The organism is Vibrio celticus, assembly GCF_024347335.1.
Lineage (GTDB): Bacteria > Pseudomonadota > Gammaproteobacteria > Enterobacterales > Vibrionaceae > Vibrio > Vibrio celticus.
Genome location: NZ_AP025463.1, coordinates 2,665,847 through 2,692,417 on the forward strand (window position 1 = coordinate 2,665,847; position 26,571 = coordinate 2,692,417).

General features: G+C 46.4%; 25 protein-coding genes. All 25 read right to left on the minus strand.

Annotated elements, in window-relative coordinates; all coding sequences use genetic code 11:
- Nucleotides 1-6: 6 nt before the first annotated feature.
- Nucleotides 7-741 carry an RNA polymerase sigma factor FliA gene (locus OCV19_RS11895; protein WP_065675584.1) on the minus strand — a complete coding sequence of 245 codons (735 nt, stop codon included), beginning with the start codon at nucleotides 739-741 and terminating at the stop codon, nucleotides 7-9.
- Nucleotides 734-1,621 carry a MinD/ParA family protein gene (locus tag OCV19_RS11900; RefSeq protein ID WP_017060668.1) on the minus strand — a complete coding sequence of 296 codons (888 nt, stop codon included), beginning with the start codon at nucleotides 1,619-1,621 and terminating at the stop codon, nucleotides 734-736. Before OCV19_RS11900 ends, OCV19_RS11895 begins: the two co-directional genes overlap by 8 nt.
- 13 nt (nucleotides 1,622-1,634) lie before the next feature.
- Entirely contained in the window at nucleotides 1,635-3,197 is a 1,563-nt protein-coding gene (gene flhF, locus OCV19_RS11905) for a flagellar biosynthesis protein FlhF (RefSeq protein WP_048607835.1), read from the minus strand.
- Nucleotides 3,198-3,224: 27 nt separating this feature from the next.
- Entirely contained in the window at nucleotides 3,225-5,324 is a 2,100-nt protein-coding gene (gene flhA, locus OCV19_RS11910) for a flagellar biosynthesis protein FlhA (protein WP_050635195.1), read from the minus strand.
- Nucleotides 5,325-5,534: 210 nt separating this feature from the next.
- Nucleotides 5,535-6,665, minus strand: coding sequence for a flagellar biosynthesis protein FlhB (gene flhB / locus OCV19_RS11915; RefSeq protein ID WP_017060671.1), 1,131 nt, complete (start codon nucleotides 6,663-6,665; stop codon nucleotides 5,535-5,537).
- Between the two features lie 9 nt (nucleotides 6,666-6,674).
- The gene (gene fliR, locus OCV19_RS11920; protein WP_065675585.1) at nucleotides 6,675-7,457 is read right to left on the minus strand and encodes a flagellar biosynthetic protein FliR; all 783 of its coding nucleotides are present in this window, start codon (nucleotides 7,455-7,457) and stop codon (nucleotides 6,675-6,677) included.
- Nucleotides 7,458-7,463: 6 nt separating this feature from the next.
- The gene (gene fliQ / locus OCV19_RS11925; protein WP_004736211.1) at nucleotides 7,464-7,733 is read right to left on the minus strand and encodes a flagellar biosynthesis protein FliQ; all 270 of its coding nucleotides are present in this window, start codon (nucleotides 7,731-7,733) and stop codon (nucleotides 7,464-7,466) included.
- A gap of 11 nt (nucleotides 7,734-7,744) precedes the next feature.
- Nucleotides 7,745-8,674, minus strand: a complete 930-nt coding sequence (gene fliP / locus OCV19_RS11930; RefSeq protein WP_170926846.1) for a flagellar type III secretion system pore protein FliP — start codon at nucleotides 8,672-8,674, stop codon at nucleotides 7,745-7,747.
- The gene (gene fliO, locus OCV19_RS11935; RefSeq protein ID WP_065675586.1) at nucleotides 8,661-9,101 is read right to left on the minus strand and encodes a flagellar biosynthetic protein FliO; all 441 of its coding nucleotides are present in this window, start codon (nucleotides 9,099-9,101) and stop codon (nucleotides 8,661-8,663) included. The genes fliP and fliO overlap by 14 nt, the downstream gene beginning before the upstream one ends.
- Nucleotides 9,101-9,511, minus strand: a complete 411-nt coding sequence (fliN, locus tag OCV19_RS11940) for a flagellar motor switch protein FliN (RefSeq protein ID WP_065675587.1) — start codon at nucleotides 9,509-9,511, stop codon at nucleotides 9,101-9,103. Before fliN ends, fliO begins: the two co-directional genes overlap by 1 nt.
- A gap of 29 nt (nucleotides 9,512-9,540) precedes the next feature.
- Nucleotides 9,541-10,584 carry a flagellar motor switch protein FliM gene (gene fliM / locus OCV19_RS11945; RefSeq protein WP_065675588.1) on the minus strand — a complete coding sequence of 348 codons (1,044 nt, stop codon included), beginning with the start codon at nucleotides 10,582-10,584 and terminating at the stop codon, nucleotides 9,541-9,543.
- A gap of 7 nt (nucleotides 10,585-10,591) precedes the next feature.
- Nucleotides 10,592-11,080, minus strand: coding sequence for a flagellar basal body-associated protein FliL (gene fliL, locus OCV19_RS11950; protein WP_065675589.1), 489 nt, complete (start codon nucleotides 11,078-11,080; stop codon nucleotides 10,592-10,594).
- 93 nt (nucleotides 11,081-11,173) lie between these two features.
- Nucleotides 11,174-13,303, minus strand: coding sequence for a flagellar hook-length control protein FliK (locus OCV19_RS11955; RefSeq protein ID WP_065675590.1), 2,130 nt, complete (start codon nucleotides 13,301-13,303; stop codon nucleotides 11,174-11,176).
- A 182-nt stretch (nucleotides 13,304-13,485) separates the two neighbouring features.
- A complete protein-coding gene (fliJ, locus tag OCV19_RS11960; protein ID WP_017060679.1) occupies nucleotides 13,486-13,923 on the minus strand; it encodes a flagellar export protein FliJ in 438 nt (145 codons plus the stop codon).
- A gap of 19 nt (nucleotides 13,924-13,942) precedes the next feature.
- The gene (fliI, locus tag OCV19_RS11965; RefSeq protein WP_065675591.1) at nucleotides 13,943-15,262 is read right to left on the minus strand and encodes a flagellar protein export ATPase FliI; all 1,320 of its coding nucleotides are present in this window, start codon (nucleotides 15,260-15,262) and stop codon (nucleotides 13,943-13,945) included.
- Nucleotides 15,262-16,062, minus strand: coding sequence for a flagellar assembly protein FliH (fliH, locus tag OCV19_RS11970; RefSeq protein ID WP_017060681.1), 801 nt, complete (start codon nucleotides 16,060-16,062; stop codon nucleotides 15,262-15,264). Before fliH ends, fliI begins: the two co-directional genes overlap by 1 nt.
- A 125-nt stretch (nucleotides 16,063-16,187) precedes the next feature.
- Nucleotides 16,188-17,249, minus strand: a complete 1,062-nt coding sequence (fliG, locus tag OCV19_RS11975; protein ID WP_065675592.1) for a flagellar motor switch protein FliG — start codon at nucleotides 17,247-17,249, stop codon at nucleotides 16,188-16,190.
- On the minus strand, nucleotides 17,242-18,984 hold the full coding sequence (gene fliF, locus OCV19_RS11980; protein WP_065675593.1) for a flagellar basal-body MS-ring/collar protein FliF: 1,743 nt from the start codon (nucleotides 18,982-18,984) through the stop codon (nucleotides 17,242-17,244). Before fliF ends, fliG begins: the two co-directional genes overlap by 8 nt.
- Before the next feature lie 16 nt (nucleotides 18,985-19,000).
- Complete coding sequence (gene fliE / locus OCV19_RS11985; protein ID WP_017060684.1) at nucleotides 19,001-19,312, minus strand: flagellar hook-basal body complex protein FliE; 312 nt, start codon at nucleotides 19,310-19,312, stop codon at nucleotides 19,001-19,003.
- Nucleotides 19,313-19,444: 132 nt separating this feature from the next.
- Nucleotides 19,445-20,854 carry a sigma-54-dependent transcriptional regulator gene (locus OCV19_RS11990; protein WP_017064121.1) on the minus strand — a complete coding sequence of 470 codons (1,410 nt, stop codon included), beginning with the start codon at nucleotides 20,852-20,854 and terminating at the stop codon, nucleotides 19,445-19,447.
- A gap of 33 nt (nucleotides 20,855-20,887) precedes the next feature.
- On the minus strand, nucleotides 20,888-21,928 hold the full coding sequence (locus tag OCV19_RS11995) for a sensor histidine kinase (protein ID WP_065675594.1): 1,041 nt from the start codon (nucleotides 21,926-21,928) through the stop codon (nucleotides 20,888-20,890).
- Between the two features lie 184 nt (nucleotides 21,929-22,112).
- Entirely contained in the window at nucleotides 22,113-23,579 is a 1,467-nt protein-coding gene (locus tag OCV19_RS12000; RefSeq protein WP_065675595.1) for a sigma-54 dependent transcriptional regulator, read from the minus strand.
- Between the two features lie 228 nt (nucleotides 23,580-23,807).
- Complete coding sequence (gene fliS, locus OCV19_RS12005; protein ID WP_004736194.1) at nucleotides 23,808-24,218, minus strand: flagellar export chaperone FliS; 411 nt, start codon at nucleotides 24,216-24,218, stop codon at nucleotides 23,808-23,810.
- A 12-nt stretch (nucleotides 24,219-24,230) separates the two neighbouring features.
- Entirely contained in the window at nucleotides 24,231-24,536 is a 306-nt protein-coding gene (locus OCV19_RS12010) for a flagellar protein FliT (RefSeq protein ID WP_017060688.1), read from the minus strand.
- A gap of 3 nt (nucleotides 24,537-24,539) precedes the next feature.
- Nucleotides 24,540-26,567 (minus strand): flagellar filament capping protein FliD, encoded by a 2,028-nt coding sequence (fliD, locus tag OCV19_RS12015; protein WP_065675596.1) that lies wholly within the window; start codon nucleotides 26,565-26,567, stop codon nucleotides 24,540-24,542.
- Nucleotides 26,568-26,571: the final 4 nt, after the last annotated feature.

Sequence of the window (26,571 nt, forward strand, 5' to 3'; positions counted from 1 at the left end):
GTGTTGTTAGTCGTTCTGTGTCCAAGCACTTAACTTAGTGCGTAAACGCTGCATAGATTGGCTCAGTATTTGGCTGACACGAGATTCGCTGACACCTAACACTTCCCCAATCTCTTTTAAATTGAGTTCTTCGTCGTAATAAAGCGAAAGCACAAGGCCTTCCCTTTCCGGAAGTTGTTTTATCGAATCGATCAAAGCTTGGCGGAATGAATCATCAGCAACCCCTTGAAAAGGCGTATTATCTTGAGAGTCTTCATTCGGAGATATTACATCATCTGAGACGCCTAAATCTTCGATTCCAACCAGTCTTGAGCAATTAATGTCAGTTAAAGCACTGTGATACTGCTCTAAGTTGAGCCCCATGTGTTTTGCCACTTCGGCATCACTTGGGTCGCGGTTGAGGATACCCTCTAATTCCGCGATTGCACTGCTGATTTCTCGATTGTTTTTATGAACCGATCTCGGCACCCAATCCCCACGGCGAATGTCATCCAACATTGCCCCGCGAATTCGAATACCAGCATACGTCTCAAAGCTTGCGCCTTTGGTACCATCATAGTTTTGTTGCGCTTCAATCAAGCCGATCATGCCGGCTTGAATTAAGTCATCAACCAATACATTAGGCGGTAATCGCCCCAACAAGTGATGAGCGATACGTTTAACCAACACAGAGTACTTCTCAAAAAAAGCCTGTTGGCTATTGTGATTAGCGTGTTGGTCGTAAGTAAGCGCTTTATTCACCAAATGGTTCCTCTATAAATTCAGTACGATTCAGCAGCCTTTCAACAAAGAACTCCAAGTGTCCGCTCGGTGTTTTTGGTATTGGCCAGGTCAATGCTTTGTTAGCCAAAGAGCTGATTGCCAATGCAGCTGGAGAGCGAGGAAACGCATCGACTACGATTTTCTGTCTCTTGACTGATTGACGTACTTTATCATCTAAAGGAATACATGCTACGAGTTCGAGGCTCACATTCAAGAAGCGCTCTGTGACCAAAGTCAACTTTGCAAATAATTCTCGGCCTTCGCGGTAGCTTCTGACCATATTTGCAACAACTTTGAATCGCTGAACTTGGTGTTCTCTGCTCAAAAGCTTAATCAAAGCATATGCATCCGTGATCGAGGTAGGTTCATCACATACCACGACAACCACGTCTTGTGCCGCTCTAGAGAAGCTGATCACCATGTCCGAAATACCGGCTGCGGTATCAACCAACAAGATGTCCATCTCGTCTTCAAGCGAACCGAATGCGCGAATCAAACCTGCGTGCTGTGCGTGTGAAAGTTCAGTCATGCTTTGAGTGCCCGATGTCGCTGGAATAATTTTAATTCCGTGCGGCCCTTCGACAATCGCATCCTTAAGTTCACATTCGCCAGCCAACACATGCCCAAGGTTTCGTTTAGAACGAATACCTAGCATGATATCGACGTTCGCTAGCCCTAAATCGGCATCTAGCACCATAACTTTTTTGCCTTGGCGCGCCATGCAAATAGCCATACCTAACGTCACATTAGATTTACCAACGCCTCCCTTACCACCGGTTACAGCGATAACTTTTGTGAGTGAAGGCTTGGTTAAGCGACGGAGGCCGCTAGCTTGATCATGTATCATATTTTCATTCATATTTATCCGCCGCCTAGAGCCCTTCAGAATCGCTATTCCAGTAATGAGGTTCATTCTCTGTAGATTTTTCTAATAGCTCATTAGCCTTAGCAATCATGTACTTTGGCTGAGCTATAACGATATCTTCAGGAACTCGTTGACCATTTGCTATGTAAGCAACTGGTAATGCATTTTGTATTACGACACTGATGAATTCACCTAGACTTAGGGATTCATCCAGCTTAGTCATGATGCATCCCGACAACGGGATTCTTCTAAAGTGTTCAATTGTTTCTTGCAGCACTTTGCGTTGCGCGGTTGCAGGCAACACAAGGTAGCTATTGATAACGGAACCACTCTCTTGCATCAATGTGTCTAGCTGCTCAGATAGGCGAACATCTCGTTGTCCCATGCCTGCAGTATCGACCAGAATCAGGCGACGATTACGTAACTGATATATTACATCGGCCAGTTCGCTAGAATCTTTAGCAACTCTTACAGGACAACCCATAATTCGACCATAGATCGATAACTGCTCATGTGCACCTATACGATATGTATCAGTTGTCACTAGTGCGACGTTATCGGCGCCATATTCCATGGCAGCACGTGCAGCTAGCTTTGCAACAGTCGTTGTTTTACCCACGCCGGTTGGGCCCAGTAGAGCCACAATACCGCCGCGTTTTAAAATATCTTTTTGTGTAACGGAGATTTGGTCAGCAACCAAGGCTAACAAAGCCTTCCATGCACGTGCAGGTTTAGTATCTTCAGGAATGTAACACGCCATCTGATCGGCAAGCTCTGCAGATACACCCATACGCTCAAGACGCTTAATAAGCATCGCTCTGAGCGGTTCACGACGCTCAACTTCTTGCCACATTAATCCGGAAACTTGATGTTCTAACAGACGACGAATTGAGGTCATCTCTTCGCGCATCGTTTCCATTTCAGTATCAGAACCTTTGGACTGAGTGTTCTCTCGACCACGATCATAACGTGTAGGGTCCAAACGAGGTGCCGGACGCTCTACTCTACGGTCTTCAGCAATCAACTTAGACAAACCCGTTTCACGAGCAAATGCTGAATCAAGATTGCCGTGAGACTGTTGGTTTCCGTGAGATTGCTGATGGCCATGAGACTGCAAATTGCTTTGACTCTGATGACTATGAGGCTTATGACCCGTGCTTGATTGGCGATTGAGCAATGCTGACAATGAATCTTCATTTTCAGCACGATGCTGTGGCTCATCATCGGCGCCATGACTGTATTGCTTTAGCATGTTCGCAAAGCGTTTGGTCATTGAGCGTCCACCTTCAGCATTCGACTGTAGGCTAACCTTATCATCGTCTAATTGACGTCGCCCAGCAGGAGCTGCGGGCGCGGCCATTTGCGTATATTGGCTTTGGGCAGGCTGCTGAGGTTTATTTAGTCTCTGGCTCGCTGTCGACGGGCTGGATTCGCCATCAATAGCGGCAACAATTTCCACGCCACCTGCGACCTTTTTGTTAGACATGATCACCGCTTCTGAACCAAGTTCTTCTTTAACTTGGAGCAGAGCAGTTCGCATATCTTTTGCAAAAAATCGTTTAATTTTCAATTCGATTGTCCGTTCTAATTAGGCGGCTTAATTACCAACAGCTTGTACTATACGTATCTGCTTTTCGTCCGGTATTTCTTGGTAAGACAAGACTCGCAAGCTTGGGATCGTGTTCTTCACGAACTTAGCCAGAGTCGAACGCAACACGCCAGAGGTCAATAGTACCGCGGGCTCACCTTTCAGCTCTTGCTCTTGTGTAGCGTGGCTGAGGGAGGTCTGTAAACGTTCGGCTAAACCAGGTTCAATACCAGCAGATTCTCCGCCGGATGCCTGCATGGTTTGATGCAAGATTTGTTCCAGCTCTGGAATCAAGGTTATCACTGGTAACTCTGGCTCTATACCATTGATTTCTTGAACAATTAATCGTTTCAATGAGATACGAACCGCCGCAGTAAGTATGTCAGGTTCTTGACTCTTACCAGAATACTCCGACAAAGTTTGGACTATGGTTCGAATGTCACGAATTGGAATGGCTTCATTCAACAGGTTCTGTAGCACTTTCACGACCACACCCAACTGCAATTGATCCGGTACAAAACCTTCCACCAGCTTAGGTGTTGAGCGACTGAGCATCTCAAGCAAGTTCTGAACTTCTTCGTGGCCAATGAGCTGTGATGCATTGTTAGTTAGCAGCTGGCTAAGGTGTGTCGCCAGTACGGTAGAAGAATCTACAACGGTATAACCTAGAGCTTGTGCGTGTTCACGCTGCTCTTCACGAATCCAAACCGCTTCAAGGCCAAAGGCAGGATCAATCGTCGGCTCGCCATCGATCATACCGTAGACTTGACCTGGGTTAATCGCGAGCTCCATGTCTGGCTTAATCTCAGCTTCACCCACAGCAACACCCATAAGGGTAATTCGGTAGCTGTTTGGTGTCAGTTCTAGGTTATCGCGAATATGTACTGCTGGGATCAAGAAACCAAAGTCTTGAGACAGCTTTTTACGCACACCTTTAACGCGTTCAAGCAATTCACCACCTTGGTCTCTGTCAACCAAAGGAATTAAACGGTAACCCACTTCTAAACCAATAATATCGACAGGTTGAACATCATCCCAAGAGAGCTCCTTCTGAGAGCCCGTTTCTCCATTCGCTTCAACCGTCGCCGGAAGGTTGGGTTGTTCAGCCTTCTTCTTGTTCTTTTTATCGATGTAATACGCCCCCGCTCCTGCAACGATGGCAAGGCTCAAGAATGAGAAGTGCGGCATGCCAGGAACAATACCCATAATGCCAAGGATGGCGGCAGTGATCATAAGGGCTTTAGGGTTGTCGAACATTTGGAAGACAAGTTGCTCACCCATATCTTCATCAGTATTTTGGCGCGTTACCATCATCGCAGCTGCAATAGACAATAATAGAGACGGAATTTGTGCTACCAGACCATCACCGATAGTCAGTAGTGTATAGATTTCGATTGCTTCGCCAAAACCAAGGTCAAACTGTGCCATACCAATGCTCAAGCCACCTATGATGTTGATGAATAAGATTAAGATACCAGCGATCGCATCGCCTTTAACAAACTTAGAAGCACCGTCCATCGAACCGTAGAAGTCAGCTTCTTTGGTTACTTCAAAACGTCTCAGACGCGCCTGGTCTTGGTCGATCAAACCTGCGTTCAAGTCGGCATCGATTGCCATCTGTTTACCCGGTAAGGCGTCTAACGTGAAACGCGCGCTTACTTCCGAGATACGACCCGCACCTTTTGTTACAACCATGAAGTTGATGATCATAAGAATCAAGAACACCACTAGACCTACCGCATAGTTACCACCGATAACCACGTTACCGAAGGCTTCAATCACATTACCGGCCGCGTCGCCACCTTCATGACCATGGAGCAATACCACACGTGTCGAAGCAACGTTCAAGGCCAACCGAAGTAGAGTCGCAATCAGCAGGACGGTTGGGAATGCAGCGAAGTCTAAAGGCCTGCGGGTATATACCGAGACCAGTAGCACAACCATAGACAGTGCAATGTTGAAGGTGAAGAACATATCCAACAAGAAAGCTGGAATGGGCAACACCACCATAGCAAGCGTTGCAAGTACCATAACAGGTGCACCAATCGCAGGCATGGCACGGTTAGGGATTTTAGGTAGCTTGTCCGCAAAAGGCAGGGAGAATTTCATAAATCTAGACAGTTTCGCTATGTTGTAGCTCTCTGAACAAGTGGATTAGGTCTTAGTCAGGGCTGTTTGCTATGGGCTTATAATGTTCAGGCTACTACAGCAAACACTGTACCAACATCTCACGTCAAATTATCGCCATCACCTCTATAAAAGGAAGATTAGCTAGCTCGCTATTATCAGGGTTCATCACGCAGAGCTCAAGCAATTGATCTAATGACGTAAATCAGGTGGGATCGGCATATTAGAATCTTGCAGTTTTGGTCGCTCACCACCTCGTTTTCGGTACTGTTTAAGCTGGAAAACATATGCAAGCACTTGTGCAACTGCCGTAAACAGACCGTCAGGAATTTGTTGTTCTAGCTCAGTGGTGTGATAAAGCGCCCTCGCCAATGGCGGCGCTGGAACTATATAGATGTCGTTTGCACGCGCAATCTCTCGGATCTTCATCGCCATGTGGTCGACACCTTTAGCAACCACAATTGGTGCTTTGTCTTGATTCTGCTTGTAGCGCAGCGCCACTGAAAAGTGTTCCGGGTTGGTCACAATCACATCCGCTTGAGGGACATCAGCCATCATGCGACGCTGAGCCGCTTCCCTTTGAAGCATACGAATTCGGCCTTTCACTTCCGGCTTACCTTCAGTGTCTTTGAATTCGTCTTTGACTTCTTGTTTGGTCATCTTCAATTGATCGGCGTGTTGCCAGATCTGGAACGGGATATCAATCGCCACCACAATCAGCAGTGAGCAGCTGATCAACAGGATGAAATTGAGCAAGATATCCAAGGCATGAAAGATGTTCTGCGGGTACACATCCATACTCAGCTGCATTAAATCATGCTGAGAGGCTTGAATCAGATAAATCGCCATCCCCGATACGAGCGCTACTTTAAGAATAGACTTGAGCAGTTCAACCCAACTTTGCAGGCCAAACATACGCTTGATACCACTCAGTGGGTTGAGCTTAGACGCCTTTGGCATCGCCGCTTGCATTGAGAAGTTAATCCCACCGACACCCGCAGCGCCGATGACGGCAGCAACAAATAAGGTTATCAGTATCAAAAACAGCGGAAAAAGCAGGTTCACCAGTGCGCCACCAGCGATTTCAAGCAGCTTATTGGTGTCAAAGATTTCGTCGCGACTCAAAGAGAACAGACGTTGCATCGCCTCGAACAAAGCCTTCGCCATCGATTCGCCAAACCACATTAATGCAATCGCACCGACAATTAGTACCGATGCTGACGCTAGCTCTTTTGACCTTGCAACCTGCCCTTTCTCTTTGGCCTGTTGCAAGCGTTTGGGCGTGGCGTCTTCTGTGCGTTCTTGACCGTCTGACTCTGCCATTTCAGTCTCCTAGCAATCTAACCGGATTAGACGACATATCTGTTGTTCGCCCTGCATCCAAAATAGCTCATAGTGACTATACAAGCCGCCAAGGATGTACCAACAAAGCAACAGACCCACAAGTAGCGCAAATGCAAAACCCAAAGAAAAGATGTTTAACTGAGGTGCCGCACGCGTCATTACGCCAAACGACAAGTTAATTGTTAACAGCGCGATAATGCCCGACAAGGACATCGCCAATGCCGTTTTGAACATGATACCGAGCCACAACGCGAGCTCTCGAAAATCAACAGAGGTCAACGATCCACTGCCAATCGGCAAGGTCTTAAAACTAAACACCACCAGCTGCAGCATTTTCAAGTGACCATCGGTCGCCAAGAAAAACATGGTCGCAAGCAGCATGAACAGTTGACCAAGTACCGGCGTGTTTTGCCCGTTAGCCGGGTCGACCATTGATGCAAAACCCAAGCTCGATTGCATACCGAGGATCTGACCCAGCATAACAAAGGTTTGAATCATGAACTGGGTAACAAAACCCATGGCCACGCCAATCACGATCTGTTCAAAGACTGTTAGGAAGCCTTGAAAGGACAGAAGTTCAATATCTTTGGGAACGGCCGGAATCGCAGGCATCACCGCAAAAGTAATCGCCAAGCCTAAATACAGACGAATACGCGGCGACACGAAGCGTGCCCCTGTTACCGTCATCACCATCAGCATCGCTGAGATGCGAGTGTATGGCCAAAAATAATTGGCTAACCACTCTAGTACAAGGCTCGTTGGGTATTCCATATCGGTTTAATACAGAACTTGCGGCAAGCGTTCGATGAGCTCAAAAAAGAACTCCATCATCATCTGAGTCATCCAGTGAGCAAACATCATCAACGCCAATAACGTCACGATCAAACGCGGCAGAAAACTCAGTGTTTGTTCGTTGATTGAGGTCGCGGCTTGGAAAACAGCCACAACCAAACCGATCAGCAGGCTAGGAATAATGATGGCGCAAACCATGATTAATACCATCCAAAGGGCATCTCGGAACAACTCTACGAATATTTCAGGATTCATTATTCCCCCAGCTACAAGGCAAAACTGCCGGCGAGTGTGGAGAGTATCAAGTTCCAGCCATCAACCAAAACAAACAGCATCAACTTAAACGGCAGCGATACAATCATCGGTGACAACATCATCATACCCATAGCCATCAATACCGATGCCACCACCAAGTCGATGATTAGGAAAGGCAAGAACAGCATAAATCCGATTTGGAAAGCCGTTTTTAATTCCGATGTGATAAATGCTGGAATCAGAACCGCCATCGAAACATCTTCAGGGTTAGTCACTTCCGCACCAGAAATCTCAACAAAGGTTTCAAGATCTTTGATTCGAGTCTGCTTGAGCATGAAAGATTTAATCGGTTCTTGGGCAACATCAAATGCCTGTCGTGCCGATATCTGTTCATTAAGATAAGGCTGAACTGCTTGTTCGTTAACTTGATTAATCACTGGCGACATGATGAAGAAGGTCAAGAATATCGCGATACCAATAATGACTTGGTTAGACGGTGTTTGTTGTAGACCCATCGCCTGACGCAAGATAGACATCACAACCACAATACGAGTGAACGATGTCATCAAAATCACCATCGCCGGCAAGAAGCCAAGCATGGTCATTAACGCAAGAATTTGCAGGTTAATCGAGTAGTCTTCGCCGCCATTGGCATTGGTTGTCATGGTAAAGGCAGGAATACCGCCACCATTGCCAGTTAAGCTGCCCGTGGTCATGGTTGTCGATTTGGCTTGGTCTTGTTCCATCGTGCTGATAGTCACCGATTCCGAGCCAGCGGTATTCGCAGGAATGACGGTGCCGTCTTCAGCTTGTGCAAATACCGACACACTGAATACGATTGAGCATAGGAGAATGAGCTGAACCAACCACTCTTTCACCGCTCGGAAAGCTCCGACTTGGTGAAAGTAAGATGAGTTCAAAAGTCCGTTACTTGTTTGCATCTTTTTTTATTAGCTGGGAAAGCTGACTTGAAAATGTACTTTTTTCCAGCATCTCCTGAGTAAGAGGTTTATCAAGCTTAGAGATCAGCTGAATCGATTGTGTGGTAATCCCTACCAAGAACTGCTCATCACCCGCTTGCACAATAGCGATACGCTCTTTAGTACCAACAGGGATTTGCCTAACAATCGCCAAACCTTGTTGATTCGACATCGCAGGTACTTGCATTCGCTTGAGTAGCCAAGCAATAAATAAAATGAAGGCTATAACGAAAATTAGCGACCCAAAGGTGGTCGCTAAATCGAGAGAAGGCGGTGTTGCTGCAAAGGCAAAGGAAGGAGCCGTTAATAGCCCTACTCCCAAGATTCCTCGTAACAAACCTGTCATTCCGAGAGAAGAGCCCGCCAATCTTTGAGACAAAAAGCTCATTAACGCAGCTTCTTAATTCGTTCTGTTTGGCTAATAACGTCAGTCAAACGAATACCAAATTTGTCGTTTACTACAACCACTTCACCGTGAGCAATCAGAGTTCCGTTGACCATCACGTCTAATGACTCACCAGCGATTCGATCAAGCTCAACAACCGAACCTTGGTTCAATTGAAGTAGGTTACGGATACTGATCTGAGAGCGGCCAACTTCCATCGAAATAGTCACGGGGATATCCATAATGGTATCCAGCTTACGACGCTCATCTTCAGAAATCGGAGATGATGAATCGGTTAGCTCATCAAGTGGTGCCGCAAGCACATTATCAACATCAATTGACGGCGCTGAAGGATCTTCACCAAGTGCTGCAGCCCATTCGTCTGCTAGCTTTTGATCTTCACTAGGTTCCATTACCAATTCCTATACTTTTATCTATTTTGCTATTCGTCATCATCGCTGTTTTCGAGTTCAGACATTAAGTCTTTACCTAGAAAAGCGAGATCAGTTTTGACCACACTCGGTCTTCGAATTTTTTCCGAAATCTGTACCGCAAGTTTTTCACCTGAACGTCCCATTTTCACACGATACGTTGGCAGTTCTTCGACAAACATCGTCGCGTGCTCAGGCATGTTCATGGGGATAACGTCACCAGGACGCAGCTCCATCAGATCTCGCAGGGAGATGTCTTGCTCTAACAAGTTCACACGGAAATTGACGGGCACATCCATGATCTCATCACGCAGTGCGGTGCTCCAACGAACATCGGTTTCCATTTTGTCTGATTGAACGCCCGCATCAAGCAGTTCGCGAATCGGCTCTACCATGGAATAAGGCATAACCACATGGAAGTCACCACCACCACCATCGACTTCAATGTGGAATGAACTCACGACAATCACTTCGGTTGGACTCACAATGTTCGCCATACTTGGGTTCACTTCAGAATCCAAGTATTCAAACTCAACCCCCATCACTGGAGACCAAGCTTCTTTGTAATCTTCAAAGACAATTTTCAGCAGTAACTGAATAATACGTCTTTCGGTTGGTGTGAATTCACGGCCTTCAATCTTGGCATGGAAACGACCATCACCGCCAAAAAAGTTCTCTACGAGAATGAAAACCAGACGAGCTTCCATGGTGATGAGTGCCGTACCTTTCAATGGACGGAAACGAACCATGTTTAAACTGGTGGGTACATACAGTGTGTTTTGGTATTCACCAAATTTCATCATCTGTACGCCGTTTATCGACACTTCAGCCGTTTTACGCAGCATATTAAACAAGCTGATACGCAAATGACGAGCGAATCGCTCGTTAATAAGTTCAAGGGTCGGCATTCGACCACGAACAATTCGATCTTGAGATGAGAAGTCGAAATTGACAGCATTATCGTTATCAGCTTCTACAATATCTTCAACTTCTTCAACATCATCAACGCCATGTAGTAGCGCATCAATTTCGTCTTGGCTTAATAAATCGGTCACAAATTACCTATTGAATTACGAAGTCAGTGAATAGCACTTTTTCAATCACAGGCTGCCCAACAGCTTGAGTCAGACTTGCTTTGATATCTTCCGTTGCCTTGTTACGCAGTTCAACTCGTCCAGTTGGTGAGCGCAATTGATCAACCGTTGCCGAAGCGAACGTCGCCAATAACGTACTTTCCACGAGTGGAGAGTGATAACGAGCCAGGTCTTCATTCTTGCTGCCCCGAACCATCATTTGTGCTTTTATCTGAACTAGGCGATCTTTTTTATCACCTGTCACATTGAACAAAAAAGGCTGAGGAATATTAACATACATAACTGGCTCTGTAGCGGCCACAGCAGTGGCTGGCTGAGACGGAGATTCAGAGGCGCTATCATCAGAGCCTAAGAAAAAGAGCAGCGCACCACCGACACCAAGCAGTAACACGACTACGGCAATAATGATTATAAGGAGCTTGCTCTTCCCTTTAGGTGCATCTTGTTCTTCTGCCATATTTTACTCTAATTTCCTGTTCTCTCGATTAACTAACAGTACTTTCTATTAACTGATGGTTCTTTCTATTAACCAAGTGTTCTTAGCCTGATATTAGGCATAATAACTAATTCCATCACGCTTTGATGCGACATTCAATTCAAGATTGCTGCCACTATCAAGGTTTTCATCACCTTGTGTATCATTTGTGCGGTTAGCGCCGGATTGTTGCTCACCATAGTTGTATCTATCTTGTCCTTGACCGGAGTTCTGTTGTTGAACAGACGAATCGGCAAGCTGCAGACCTTGCTGAGCAAGCATCTCTCTCAAGCGAGGTAAGGTTTGTTCAATCACATCTCTCGCTTGCTGATTACTCACCGTAAAGTGCACGTTTGCCACGTCATTATTCATGGTCATGCGAATTTTCATTTGGCCCAGTTCTGGTGGGTCGAGACGAATGTCCAAGTTCTTAAGGTTCTTAGACATCATCATTTGTACTTTTTCAGCCACTTGCTCATTAGCTAGCTCTTTGGTGAGCTGTAAGGGCGCTTGTTGAGCAGCTTGAATTTCAGCTCGCGTAGGTGCTGAACCCACCGTTGCCGTACCTTGTGCACCAGCCGCAGAAGCGATCTGCTGAGCAAAGATCGAATCTTTAGAATCTTCTTTAGCACCCGCTTTACCCAAACCAGACAGTGCTGCGGCACCGGCGCCCGCTTTAAGAAGCGTATCAGTCGAGCCTGCTTTTGTGGCAGCTGGCGTTGCATTCATCGCCATACCTTGCGCGGTTAAAGCTGGATCCAACGTTGCTTGCTGCGGAGGTGAAGCCACATTAGCTTGTTGAGCAGCTGCCTGTTGGGCTGCATGTGCATTATTGGCGTGCAGCATTGCCGCCTTTTCCGTAAGAGCATTGTTTGCTGATTGAGAAGCGGCCTGCGCTGACACTTGTTGTGCCGCCGTCGCTACAGCGGCTGTTGATGCTGTCGCAGCTAAGGCTTTAGTTTCGCTTGAATCCGTATTATCCCAATCGATAGCAGCGGGTTCACCAGACGCACTGTTCGCAGCCGGAGCTTGACTTAGCAAAGCCGTTGCTTGTTGTTGAACGTTAGCAAGCTGTTGATTCAACAGGTCTAGGTTAGAGGTCGCTTTAGCCAAAGCGGCTTGCTCATCAACCGTCAACTTAGCGCCACTTTGTTGCTTCTCAAGCAAGCTATCGACAACAGACTGCTCTGATTCGATTTGTCCATTCAATTGGTTTAGCGCTTTGGTATGGGCATCTACTTGCTTTGCCAGTTCAATATCCGCGGCTGACAATGCTTGGCTCTGATCGGCAGTAACCGCACTAGCAGCATTCTTTTGGCTCAGCTCTCGGCTCATACTGGCTTCAATTTGTTCTGGAGTGACGCCTTTATCCATTAACTGTCGAATTTCAACATCAGTCAGCTGAGAAACACCCTTACCTCCGGTAAGTACAGCGATTTCAGAATCGACTTCAAGGCTCTTCTCTTGATTTGCAGCATTAGCTTGTTGTGTCGCCTTATCCGTAACGGAAGCTCCTGCAACAGAAGCACCGGTGATATGACCTTGGGCTTGTTCTACCTGACCTTGCTGAGGCAAGCCTTTGCCGTTTGGCGCTTGATTTAGAGTTTTGTTTGCCTCGTCCAATTGACCAAGCAATTTATTACCTTGACTCATCGCTGCATTGGCTTGCGATGCCTGCGTAGCACCATCTACCGCTGATGAACCCTGAGTCTGGGATTGAGCAACCTGCTCTTTAGATTCGTTAGTTGTAGCCTGCGCATCTTTACCATCTGCCTTATCTGCGACAGTCTTATCTGCAACAGTGCTATCAGTGCCCGAATTGGCTTTGAGCTTAGCCTCAGATCCAGACGCAGCCTCTGCTGATGTTTTATCAGCAGCTTTCTCGCCTTCTACTTCTGAAGCTGCTTGCTTACTTTGCGCTTCGCTCACTTCGTCAGTAACCTTTGATTCAGCGGAATCACCTTTGTTCGCTTCGGCTGACGCTTCACCTTCGGTAGATGTCTGTTTAGTATCAGGTTTCGCAGTGCTTTCTGTGTCTTTTGCTGCGACTTTACTGTCACTTTCTTCAAAGCCGATCGCTTCTTTAAAGGACTCAAAGAAACCTTTAGAGTCGCCGGTTTCTTCTACCTTGGAAGAGGCAGAACCGGTGTCCAACAACGATGACGTTTTGTTGGTCGCTGAATTTGAGGAAAGACTAACATTCATATATACAAGCTCTATCTACTAGCTTTGCTGCCATGAATCAGGCAACAAAAAGAAAGTCGGATGCTTTTCATGCCTTTGGTGGGCATAACGCGCAATTTTATATAAAACGGAGCAAGAAACATGCCTATAAGTTCGGTTTTCACAATATAGAGAACAGCACTGACGTCATTCGTGGCTTAGGATCACATCTTCTTTCGGCTGTATAACAGAGTCGAAAACTCATCCATTTGCTTTTGTTCTCTTCGATCTTGCAGCTTTGCTTTCTCTTTCTGCTTTTTCTCCATCAACCACTCGTAGGATTTACGTTTTTTGCGTAACTCCATCCAGTAGCTTTGGCAGTTGTCGACTTGATTTTTAAAGTGGTGCTCGGCTTCTCTCTGTTTGGATAATGTTTCATCCAACTGAGTTAAGAAGCGGTTCAAGTGACCATATTGGCTCGCCGTTAAGCCTGCCTTGCCGCGGTCAACGAGCTGCTGACAGTAATCCAGTCGATACTTTTCAATCTGCGCAACCTGCTCATAGTAACCTTGCAGCTCAGAGTTCGCTTTGTTGAGCGCAAGTACCGCTTGGTTCTCTTGATCTTTGGCTTGATCGAGCAAAAATTCTAATGCGTTATCCATGACTAACCTTATTCACCCGTTAGCCACCCAATACATGTTTCAACATGTTGACGCACATGTCATATGGGACCGTTTCTTTTATCTTCTGCTGCAAGTACTCATCCAGTTTTGGTTTCAACGTGAAGGCACTATCGATTGCTGGATCCGTTCCTGGCTTGTAAGCACCAATCGACACCAAATCTTGGTTTTTACGGCAGATAGACAGCACTTGCCTTACCGCTTTCGACATCAAGACATGTTCTTCAGTGGTGATTTGCGGCATAACACGACTGACGGATTTCTCAACGTCAATCGCTGGGTAGTGACCGGCATCGGCCATTTCACGCGACAACACAACGTGACCATCGAGAATTGCTCGCGACGCATCCGCAATCGGATCTTGTAAGTCATCGCCTTCGGTTAACACGGTAAAGAAAGCCGTGATAGAACCTTGTTCATCATTGCCGTTACCTGCTCGTTCCACCAGCGCAGGAAGCTTAGCGAAGACTGATGGCGGATAGCCCTTGGTTGCTGGCGGCTCACCCACAGACAGAGCAATTTCACGCTGAGCTTGAGCAAAACGGGTCAATGAATCCATGAGTAGCAGAACATCTAAGCCTTGGTCGCGGAAGTACTCGGCGACAGCCAACGCGGTTTGACAGCCTTTTAAGCGCATCAATGGTGATGAGTCGGCAGGAGCGGCAACAACAACCGAGCGCTTACGGCCATCTTCGCCAAGAATCTCTTCAATAAATTCTTTAACTTCTCGTCCACGCTCACCGATTAGGCCTACAACTACTACTTGCGCAGTTGTGCCTCGAGTCATCATACCCAGAGTTACGGATTTACCGACACCAGAGCCAGCAAACAGACCGATACGTTGCCCTTTACCCACAGTTAGCAAACCATTAATCGCTTTCAAGCCAACATCGAGTGGCTCAGAAATCGGTTTACGAGCTAACGGGTTGATTGGTTCCGCATTAAAGGAAGCGCGTTGCTCGGTATAGATTGGACCTAATCCGTCGAGTGGATTACCGACGCCGTCGATCACTCGACCGAGCAGTTCCATTCCAACAGGGATACCACTTTCGGTGGTCATTGGTGTGACGCGAGCGCCCGGTAAGATCCCAGTGATTTGCTCACTCGGCATCAAAAATAGGTTATCGCCAGAGAAACCGACGACTTCGGCTTCCATCTGACCAGACATGGTTTCGACTAAACACAAACTGCCGATTGGCGCTTTACAGCCGGTCGCTTCAAGCGTTAAGCCAACAACGCGTACTAATTTACCAGAGGCAATTGGTCGCGATTTTAGCCCCTCGACTTTGTACTGACTGAGACGATTCGCTAACTCAAGCATTACTCATGACCTTGGTGACGATTTGCGCCGCAGAAGTTTTGAATGACGTTCTTCACACGATCTTCCATGCGGTAGTTAACGCTCGACTCACCCGCTTCAATTTGTACATCACCACGGTTGAGTGCAGGCTCTGCGACCAGCGTCCAATTGCGGCAGTCCAATTCAGTCTCGCCATACGCAGAGCGAATGATCGCCACATCTTCTGGGTTAAGCTTCAATGTGATTGCGTGACCAGAGATCGGCAACGACTCTACCGATTCTTTAACGGTATCTAATATGATTTGTGGGTTGGTTTGCACTTCAACATGAACCACTTCTTTGACCATGGTAAGCACCATGTCGACCAATTGCTTCTCCACCTGAGCGTTCATCAGCTCTAATGGTTGAGCGAACTGGTTTGCCAGCCCCATGAAAACGGCCACTTGTTGTTGAATGTATTCTTGACCCGCGGTTACGCCTTCAAGCTTGCCGGCTTCGTTGCCTTCTTCGTGACCTGCGGCAAAGCCTTCTTCTTTGCCTTTTTCATAGCCTTGCTTAAAGCCCGCCTCTTGGCCTTGATGCAGCCCTTCCTGATAAGCGCCTTGTTTAATCAGCTCGATTTGCTCTTCAGTCAGAACCAGCTCTTCATCTTCAATGGCTTCTTCAACCGTTGGCATCCAACTAGGGTCGTAGTTAAAAGCGGTTTCTTTGGCTTGTTTGCTCACGTCAGAGGTGTAGTCAGGCAGCCCCCATTTCTGAGGTTGGGCAACCGTATTATCTTCTTCAGGGCGAAGGAAGCCGCGTTTTCTATCACCTGACATATCAAGTACCTATCTATGAGTGGCTTAACTGTATTGTGAATTCAAGCAGTTAAACTGAGTTAATCTGTGGTTCGAGATTGGATAAAGAAAAGCCCCAACAGTGTGGGGCTTTTGAGGTTTCTGTATTAAAGGAACTCGTCGGCGCCACCAGACAGCATAATTTCGCCACTGTCTGCCATCTTCCTCGCGATACCCAAAATCTCTTTCTGAGCCGCTTCAACATCAGAGACTTTGACTGGCGGCATCGCCTCAATATCGTCTCTCATCATATCGGAAGCACGTTTAGACATGTTCTTGAAGATCTTCTCACGTAGACCTTCATCGGCACCTTTAAGTGCTTTCTGTAGAATATCTTGTGGAACATCACGTAGTAGTCGTTGAACACCTTGGTCATCAACTTCAATAAGGTTTTCAAAGACAAACATCAGATCTTGAATCTGTGTTGCCATGTCTTCGTCTTGGTCACGGATTTGATCCATCAAGACACCTTCCACGTTGTTATCCATGTAGTTCATGATCTCAGCCGCGGCTTTCAGGCCACCAATTTTGGCAGCTTGAGCACCCGCTTGACCAGCGAACTGTTTCTCCATGATTTCGTTCAGCTCAGCAAGCGCCGAAGGTTGAACTTCTTCAAGGTTGGCAATACGCATCATCAGATCCAGACGAACTCGCTCTGGGAACTGAGACAAGATCTCAGCCGATTGATCGGCATCGAGGTACGACAACACAATAGTTTGAATTTGAGGGTGCTCGTTGATGATAATGCTCGCCACCTGACGAGGATCCATCCACTTAAGCGAATCCAAACCTTTCGAACCTGTGCCGAGAAGGATTTGGTCAACAAGGTTATTCGCCTTGTCTTCACCCAGAGCAGCAACTAACGCATTACGCATGAAGTCTTCGCTGCCCATACCAATGTTGGTGTACTTCTGAATATCATCTAAGAAAGCACGGTGCACAGCGCCTACTTTCTCTTGGGATAGGTCTGTAGCTCGCGCCATCGCACTACCCACACGCTGAACCTGCTTTGGCTCTAGGTGACGAATAATACCAGCAGCGTCTTCTTCATTTAAACTGAGCAACAAGATCGCAGCGCGCTCATCGCCTGAGATAGAGCCGATATCCACGCTAGAGACATCAAGCACTTCACCGCCTTCAGTTTGTTGTGGAACTATTTCGTTAGCCATCTACCATCCAATTCTTAACTACTTGAGCTGCTAGCTCTGGTTCATTCGCTACAAGTGCACGTACTGCTTTCAGCACGTCCTCGTCTTTATGAAGGTTTGGTAAGTCGATACTTGAACCAAATTCAAACAGCTCACCACCTTCAATATCACCACCAATTAAGCTGGTTTCACCGTCGGCACCAATTGGCATGCCATCAGGTCCGTACATCTGTTCATCGTTGTCTGCTGCTGGGTTAAGCAGTTTCTTCATTGCAGGGCGAACAAGTACTAACACCACCACAATGATAACCAAGGCACTTGCAAACCAACGAACCCAATCATTGAAGTTTGGATGCTCCCAGATTGGCACATCAGCAACAACATCTGTTACTTGAGGTGCAAACTGCATGCTTAATACGTTGAGCAAATCACCACGAGTTTCATCAAAGCCCACCGTACCAATCAGTACTTGGCGAATCGCATTGATTTCGCTCGCCGGGATTGGCGTATGAACCACTTCACCCGTATCTGGGTTCAAGGATTGGCGGTCTTTGATCGCAACAGAAACCGTCTGACGATTAACCGTGCCGCTCTGTTTACGTTCATGACTGATGGTGGTGTCTAGCTCAAAGTTTCGAGTCGCTTCTTTGTGAACAGAGCCTTGACCTGTCATCGCGCCGTCTTTCATCTGAGCCACATCTTGTGGAATTGAGGCATCCGCTGGAGGCTGGTTACTCAACGCACCCGGAATACCCACCACCGTATTTCCATTGTTGTAATCTTCTAAGGTGTATTCACTTCGAGTCGCCGGTGTATTCGGATCAAAACGTTTTCTGGTTTGCTCCACAGCACTGAAATCGAGCTGGATATCAACCTGAGCGGTGTAGTTACCAAACCCAAGAATAGGAATCAGGATGGAGTCAATTTTTTCACGCAGCGCTTGTTCTTGATTGCGCTCTAACTCGTGTTCTTTACGACGCGCCGCTGACATAGGGTCTTGAGAGCCTGAGCTCAACAATCGGCCATGCTGATCGGTCACCGTAATACGTGAGGTTTTCATTCCCGGAACGGCACTTGCCACCATATCCACAACAGAATCAACTTCTTGCTGCTTGAGGTTAGTGCCTGTTTTTAGAGTTAGGAATACAGAAGCAGAGGCTTCTTGATTATGACGTACAAAAACACTCTGCTTCGGCAGGGCCAATAAAACCTGAGCTTTACGCACCTGTTTCATCTGCTCAATGGCTTTGGCAAGTTGTCTTTCGCGGCTTAATTTAAGGCGTTCTTGTTCTAAACGTTGTGATACACCAAAACCCATGTCTTGCATGAGGATGTCATCACCCGCGTTTCGCTCTTGATTCAAACCCGCTCGTACCATATTAAGCTTTAATGAGTTGTACTCACTCGCCGGTACTGAGATGGTATTGCCTTCAAGCGTGTAATCGATCTTTTGCAGATCTAAGTAATCAAGAACGGGGATCAATTCTTCTGTTTCGTAAGCCCCTAATGGACGCATTTCTGGCTCTTTTACCCAGAAAAACAGCATCACAATCAGCGCTACACAGATAGAGATAGAAAGGACTAAGACGACCTGACGAAGTAAATCAAGATCACCGACAGCCATATCGAACTTCGATGAACTGCGTTCACCTAGATCGGGATTTTGCCCTTCTCCGTCTAGCTCTGAGCCTGCAATCAGTGCATGATCGTTGCTATCGCTTACGGTTAAATCTGTTGTTTGACTATTATCTGCCACTATTTAACTACCCAACTTATACCGGCATATTCATCAGCTCTTTGTACGATTCGACCAATTTATTTCTAATTTGGATCGTCGCCTCAAAAGCCACACTAGATTTATTACGAGCAATCATCACGTCCGATAGGGATACGCTTTGGTCGCCACTATCAAAACGAGCTTGAAGATCACCTGAGGTCTTTTGTAATGAGTTCACATTATTGATGGCATTAGTCAGCATGTTGCCAAAATCTGCACCGACCGCTTGCCCCGTTGCTGCGGGACGAGCGCTGGCAGCTTCGACCATCATTGCCTGCATTTCGCCTTGTAAACCATCTATTCTCATCTACTACCTCAGGAGTCAAAATTATGACCATCTATTTAGCTATATTATTGACAGAGCAATTAGCGTGCCACACATTAAATTGACTAGATATCGTATTACACTAGTCAGAAAGCTGACACTACTAATCTATCCTCAGTTTGGGATATCTATTCCAGCATCGCGCATTTTAGCCAACTTGTAACGCAGTGTACGAGGGCTAATGCCCAGTTTTTCAGCCATGTCTTTGCGTCGACCATTACATGCAATCAGGGTTTCAAGAATGATCGCATACTCTTGATCTCTAAGCTCATTACCTAACCCTTCGCTGCTAGCCGCGATTTTATTGATTGGGTTTGCTTCGGCAATCGGCTTGATCTCTGGCGCAGCGACGTCAGTGCCTTCGACGATTTGTTGTAGGCTGCTTGCGTCTTGCCAATCGACACCTTCAAGAAGAATGTGCTCACCAGAGATGTTCTCTTGTTCGCTCAATATTAACGCACGCTGTACCACATTGTCTAATTCGCGAACATTGCCCGGCCACGGATAATTGACGAGTTTGCTGATTGCTTGCGCTGACATAACCGGTACAGGCATACCAAGTTTGGTGCAATGACGCTCAACTAAGTGCTTGGCTAAAGGCTCAATATCACCTTTTCGCTCACACAGTGGTGGCCAAGAAATTGGGAATACATTCAAGCGGTAGTATAAATCCTCACGGAAATTCCCTTCAGAAACATACTGTTTAAGGTCTCGGTTACTGGTCGCTAATACACGAACATCCAATTTGATGCTCTTACGACTACCTAATCGCTCAACTTCGCGCTCTTGCAAAACACGCAGTAGTTTGGCTTGTAGGCTAAGATCCATCTCACTGATCTCATCCAACAGAATCGTACCGCCCTGCGCTTGCTCGAATTTCCCCGGGCAAGCTTGAATAGCGCCAGTAAATGCGCCTTTTTCATAACCAAACAGGGTCGCTTCTAACATGTTGTCTGGGATCGCCGCGCAGTTAATTGCGACAAACGGGCCATCTTTTCGGCTAGAAGCATTGTGAATGTAGCGAGACATCACCTCTTTACCAGAACCACTCGGGCCTAACACCATGACGTTGGCATCGGTTTTCGCAACTTTATCAGCCAGCATCATTAGCTTGATACTTTTTTCATCAGCAACGATAGCGTCACCATTGTCGTCCGACTTTACAGGCGCATAACGGCTGACCATGTTGAGCAGTACTTCTGGCGCAAATGGTTTTGCCATATAGTCGATAGCGCCCTCTTTCATAGCAGCAACGGCATCTTCGATGTTGGCGTACGCTGTCATTAGCAATACCGGCAAATTTGGCCAATGCTGTTTGATGTTTCTCAATAGCGCCAAGCCTCCCATGCCCGCCATCTGCACGTCAGATACGACAATATCAACGGAGTTTGATTTTAATTTGACCAGAGCATCTTCCGCACAATCCGCTTCCAGCCATTCATAGCCAGCAAGCGCGAGAGTGTCGACAAGGGCTTCGCGTAGACCTTCATCATCTTCGACGATTAACACTTTGCTTTGAGCCATAGGATTCTCCAGTGTAAATTCAGTTAAAACTTATTAGTCTTCAGAAGAAGGACTTCTTTCAAGCGGTAGACACATAGTAAAGCATGCGCCGTCGCCTTCTTCTGATATCAATTCCAGTCGGCCTTCATGTGCTCGACAGACCATTTGTACAACCGCTAAGCCCAGACCTGTACCTTGTGAACGAGTGGTAAAGAAGGGTTCCATAATTTTACCTTGAAGCTCTTTCGGTACGCCGGGACCACTGTCTTGCACTGATATCTTAAGCTCGCCGTTTACGGGCCTAAAAAACACATCAATCTGCGATTCCTTGCCCGCAATTTGAACCGCATTCAACACTAGGTTGCTTAACGCTGAGGCGATAGCATTGGCGTTGCCGAACATTTGAGTCTGTTCGCCCTCAACTTCTTGGCAATAATCAATCTGGTTAGTTTTCAATGCCGCTTCCACCATAGGGTGAAATTCGGTGATCAATTCAGCCACAGTAAATGGCTTAACGACTTTGTTGTCACCACCTTTGGCAAACAACAACATGTCGTTCACTTGCTTCTCTAAGTCATGCAATCTATCCATAAGCTTAGATTGAAAACGTGTCTTTGTTGCCAGCGGCAGGTTTGGCGCGGCAAGGTTTGATGCATACAGCATCGCACTTGAAAGTGGCGTACGAACCTGATGGGCAAGCGAGGCCACCATTCTGCCTAATGAAGACAGACGCTGAAGATCACTTACGCGAGACTGCAATAGTCGGGTCTCGGTCAAATCGGTAATCAAAATCAGCTGACCCGTGGTAGAGGCTGAAATCGCCAAACGTACTTTTCGCCCGTTCTTCAATGAGATCTCATGACCGTCATCGTCTTTTGGGTCAAAGGCACTTTGAATCACTGAAAACCACTTCTCGCCAACTAACTCAACACCCAGAATACGGTGTGCTTCAGGGTTCGCTTCTCTCACTTCGCCGTGTGTATCTAACAAGATGACCCCTGCTGGCATCACGTCGAGTACTTGCTTATAGCGCTCAACCTGCTGTTCAACAGAATCTAGGTGTGATTGATTTTCTGGTTCGTTAGATACGTGCATGTCAAAAATTTGCCTCAAATACTAAAACAGCCTGAGACGTACAACACGAGTCAGGCTATTTGCTATATTTATCACATAGTTAAGCAAGCAACAACTCGACTATGGTTTATCTGTTCACTTAGCTAGAGTTACCAAATAGCTAAAAAGTGTGTGCTAGTTTTTCGTTTTCATCGAAAACTGGATACTATCGCTGCAAGTTATATTTCCGCATTTTTTCAACCAGAGTGGTTCTACGCATTCCAAGCATGTCAGCAGCACGAGCAACAATGCCGCCCTGCGCTTCCAACGCTTGATTGATCATATTCACTTCCATATCCGCGAGGAGCTCTTTCAAGTTAACCCCTTCTGGCGGTAACTCTTGAGGAGCATTGGCATTGTCGGCAATATCATCTTGCTGATCAAAGCTGAAATCTTCTGAGAACAAGTCAGCAAGTGCATCACGCTCTTGCTCCTCTTCAGATCCAAAGCTATTAAACTCTGGCTGGAACTCAGGGATATCGCTGTATCGATATTTAGTTGGCAGGTGATTCACATCAACCAAGCTGTTTGGATACAAGATAACCATTCGTTCAACCAGGTTCGCCAGTTCACGAACGTTGCCCGGCCAGTAATGCTCCATCAAAGAGTTGATAGCACGAGCCGTGAAACAGATAGGCATGCTGCCTTCCGCTTCCATTCGAGTCATCAGCTCTTGAAGCAACAGTGGAATGTCTTCTTTGCGATCTTGAAGCGCCGGCATTTCAATCGGGAATACATTCAAGCGGTAGTAAAGGTCTTCACGGAACGAATCATCGTCGATCATATCTTCAAGGTTGCGGTGCGTTGCCGCAATCACTCGAACATCAGCTTGTATGGTGCTGTTGCCACCTACACGCTCAAAGCATCGCTCTTGAAGTACTCGTAGCAGTTTAACTTGCATAGCCATCGGCATATCGCCAATTTCATCAAGAAACAGTGTGCCACCTTCAGCCAATTCAAAACGGCCTTTACGTGCGGTAATCGCCCCAGTAAATGCACCCTTCTCATGACCAAACAGTTCACTTTCAAGCAAATCAGGTGGAATCGCGCCACAGTTTACAGGAACAAAAGGCCCTGAACGACGTTTAGAGTGATAGTGAATGTTACGCGCTACGACTTCTTTGCCTGTACCAGATTCACCAAGAATCAGCACGTTCGCTTCCGTAGAAGAGACTTGTTCAATTAAGTGACGTACTTCTTGAATGCCAGCACTTTGTCCTACTAGGCTGCGAAACAGTGTGTTCTTGCGTGCCGAAGACACAACTTGAACACCTTTGCGGCCTAAGAAATCTTTACAGTGTCTTAATGCATCACTTAATTGCGGGTAGTTAAGAGGAAGTTCAAGCTCACCAACATAGTTAGTCAACTCTTCAACCGGGTGATTGTTTTTGCCAATCACCAGTAAAGGGATGTGATTGGCGTGAACAAGCTTCTCATTCAGTAATGCGTTGAAGCCTTTACCTTTAATGGTACCAATAATGCAGCCGGCCCACTGTAGTGACCAGTCAACTTTACGTGCTTGTTCAGAGCTGATTACTTCGCAGCTCTCTCCTACAAACTCTAATATTGTGCTTAAATTGTGACGATCTTGAGCGTTATCGTCGACGACAAGCAGTTTTGCCAAACCTTGCATAAGTAGGAATTATTGCCTTTATTTTGGTGCGATGCGGAAAAACGGTGAGCAACGTAGTCTATAAAACAGTGAGATGTATCAATGATTATGGTCTACGTGGACAAATTTAGGAAATCAGCAACGAAAAAAGCCATTAGGCTATCTAATGGCTTCTATTTTATTTGATTAAAAAAATAAGGCAACCAACCAATTAAGGGATATGAGATTGGTTAAAACTGCAATTTTTCTTTAAATACCTACGTCAGCGGACGTCAAGTTGTGATATTCGTTCGGAATTTGGTCCCAAGCGCTCTTAATTTCGCGAATAATATCGATAACATCATCAATAGGCTGTGGGTCATTTTTGTGATTTGCCGCAGAAATTTGCGTGATCATGAACTCATAAAGTTGATCTAGGTTTTTCGCAATATCGCCACCATCGTCCATAGATAGGCAACTACGTAGGCTAATAATGATATCTAGAGCCTTACCAAGTCGCTCACCTTTCACTGGGATGTTGCCTGCTTGCATTGCCGCTTTGCCTTGAATCAAACGCTCGATAGCACCGGCCATTAGCATTTGTACAATCTTATGCGGTGAGGCAGCCGTTAGCTGACTATCCACTGATACCTTTTTATATGCCTGTAAAGAACCGCGCATAGTAAACCTCTTCTATAAAAACTTTTTGTATTGTTGAACTGATTTAGCGCCGTGACGGTATTTATGTAGGGTCTTACCTACTCGACTCGTCTCAGACTGCATCAATTCGACTAATTTTCTGGTTCTGGTAATGGCTTCAAACCATTCAGAACTTTGCTTAACGTCGGGATGTGAGTCGATTATTTGAAGCACGTTTTGCAATAACTGTTCTCTGTTATCGACAAGCTGCGTTATTTCTTCAGCATTAATTTCACTAAATTCCAGTTTAGAGATAATTAGTTGATCGAGTTCACAAAGCTCTTGTAGTTGGCTATTCATCTATTAGCCCAACGCATTCATCATACTGCCCAGCTGAGATTGCATCTTACTGGTCGCATCTTGCATGGCTGTGAACTTAGAGTGGGTACGGCTCTCTAGGCTGTCCATGCGGCGGTCGAGCGCGCTTTGGTCATCAACCAAACGGTAGTTTTGCTCGACCAAGCTCTTCTCTCTAGTACGGATTGAACCCGTGATACCTGTGATACCTTGAATCGCATCTTCCACTTTTTTGGCGAAACCATTGTTGCCACCAAAGAACTCTCCCAACTTATCGAAGTTGTTGTTGAGTTGACGATCAAGCATGTCGTAGTTGATTTCTAGCGAGCCTTGTCTTGTGGTGGTGATGCCGAATTCAGTCAAAGACTTAAGGTTGTCTGGCGCACCTTCGATACTTGATGAGAACACCCCTTTCAGTCTAGAGTCGGCGTTACGCACTGTACTGTCACCAGAAAGCGGTCCCTTTTGGCCTGTTGTTGGATCAACACCCGCGAGGTCTTTCGACACTTGATAGAATTGGTTATAAGAGCTCACAAAAGATTCGATATCTTGGCGAACACTGTTACGGTCGTACTCCACACCAATTTCTGCCGGCGGCTTATCTTTTGGCGTTTTTCCTTTCACCGTAATATCAATACCTTCAACGGCATCTTCAATCACATTGTTATTACTAGAAAGCTGAGCAACACCATCTAGGACAACCATAGAATCTTGGCCAGCCTGAACTTCGGTCATACCACTATAGGTATCAAAAGATTGTTGTGCTTGTTCGAGGTCTGCTTGCGCTTTATCGACCTTCTCTAAAAGCTCACGCTCTTCAGGTTCTAATTTAGCACGCTCAATTTTCTTCGCTTGTTCTGCGGTGAGTTCGCCTTTTTGAACTTTCTCAGCCAACTCTGCTTTTTCTTGTGAGATCTTCTCTTCGATACGCGCTTGCTCAGCCTCAAGCTTTTGTTGGGCTTCTTTCGGTGTCACGTATGAATCGGTCAGAGTACCTGAGGCAGCATTTGACCACCCCGGCACATTGGGTGCCTTCTCTATCGCTTTTTCATCAAGCTCAAGTTCTGGTGTGTAGTAAGAATCTAAAAGCGTACCTGACGCGGTTTCAGTCCAGCCAGGGATATTGTCTTCAGGCATCACCGACTTTGCCGCTTGAGCTACGTCTAGGGCAGCTTGGCCGTCGGCTGCGGCTTGCTCACCGTAGCTGAGACTTTGAGAGTTGCCGTCAACATCTGAAGTAGAATCAGTTTGGGCTGCAGGGATGATATTGCCATCTTTATCGAGTGTTTCATTCGCATTTGGGTCATCGCTAGCGATCACTTCATCGATGAGTTCGGCGGCTTTTCCTGCAGGGGTTAGAGCTATAATATCTTGAGCAGCAACGCGTGCTTTCTCTAGCGCTTTAACACGTTCTTCAAGCGTTTTGTATTCGAGTTTTTTTAAGGGATTGGCAGCATCTGATTCAACACTAATGCTGATCTGCTGGTCTGAACCAGACTGGTTCGAGGCAATGATAAGTCTTGGACCTTCGACATCATTGATAATAGAGGCACGAACGCCTGGGTTGCTATCTGCACCGTTGATACCACGAACAACTTCGATAAGTCTCGATCTGTCGCCAACTTGCACGTCAAAGCTGTCATCACCAAGCGAAACCTGCAGCTTACCTGGGCCAAATTTCATGTCCTCTGACAGTACATCAGAAGCCACTTTATGGCTTTGGGCAAGCTGCAACACATCTATGGCATATTTGCCAGCGATCGCTTCGGTAGTCGCGGTTGCAGAGACAAGACCTTCATCGGTACTTTCGACTGTTCGCACAGCAAAAGCTTTTTCCTGACGAAAGTTTGTCATCAGGTTTTTCATCGAATCAAGGGATTCTCTGAGTCTTCCATAGGCACTAATGCTGGTATCGATTCGCGTTCGTTCATTGTCGATTCGTTGCTGTTTAGGTACACGCTCCGAATCAACAATTTTGCTGACCATGGAATTAATATCCATGCCAGACGAAATCCCCATTGGGCCAAAACTCATTAAA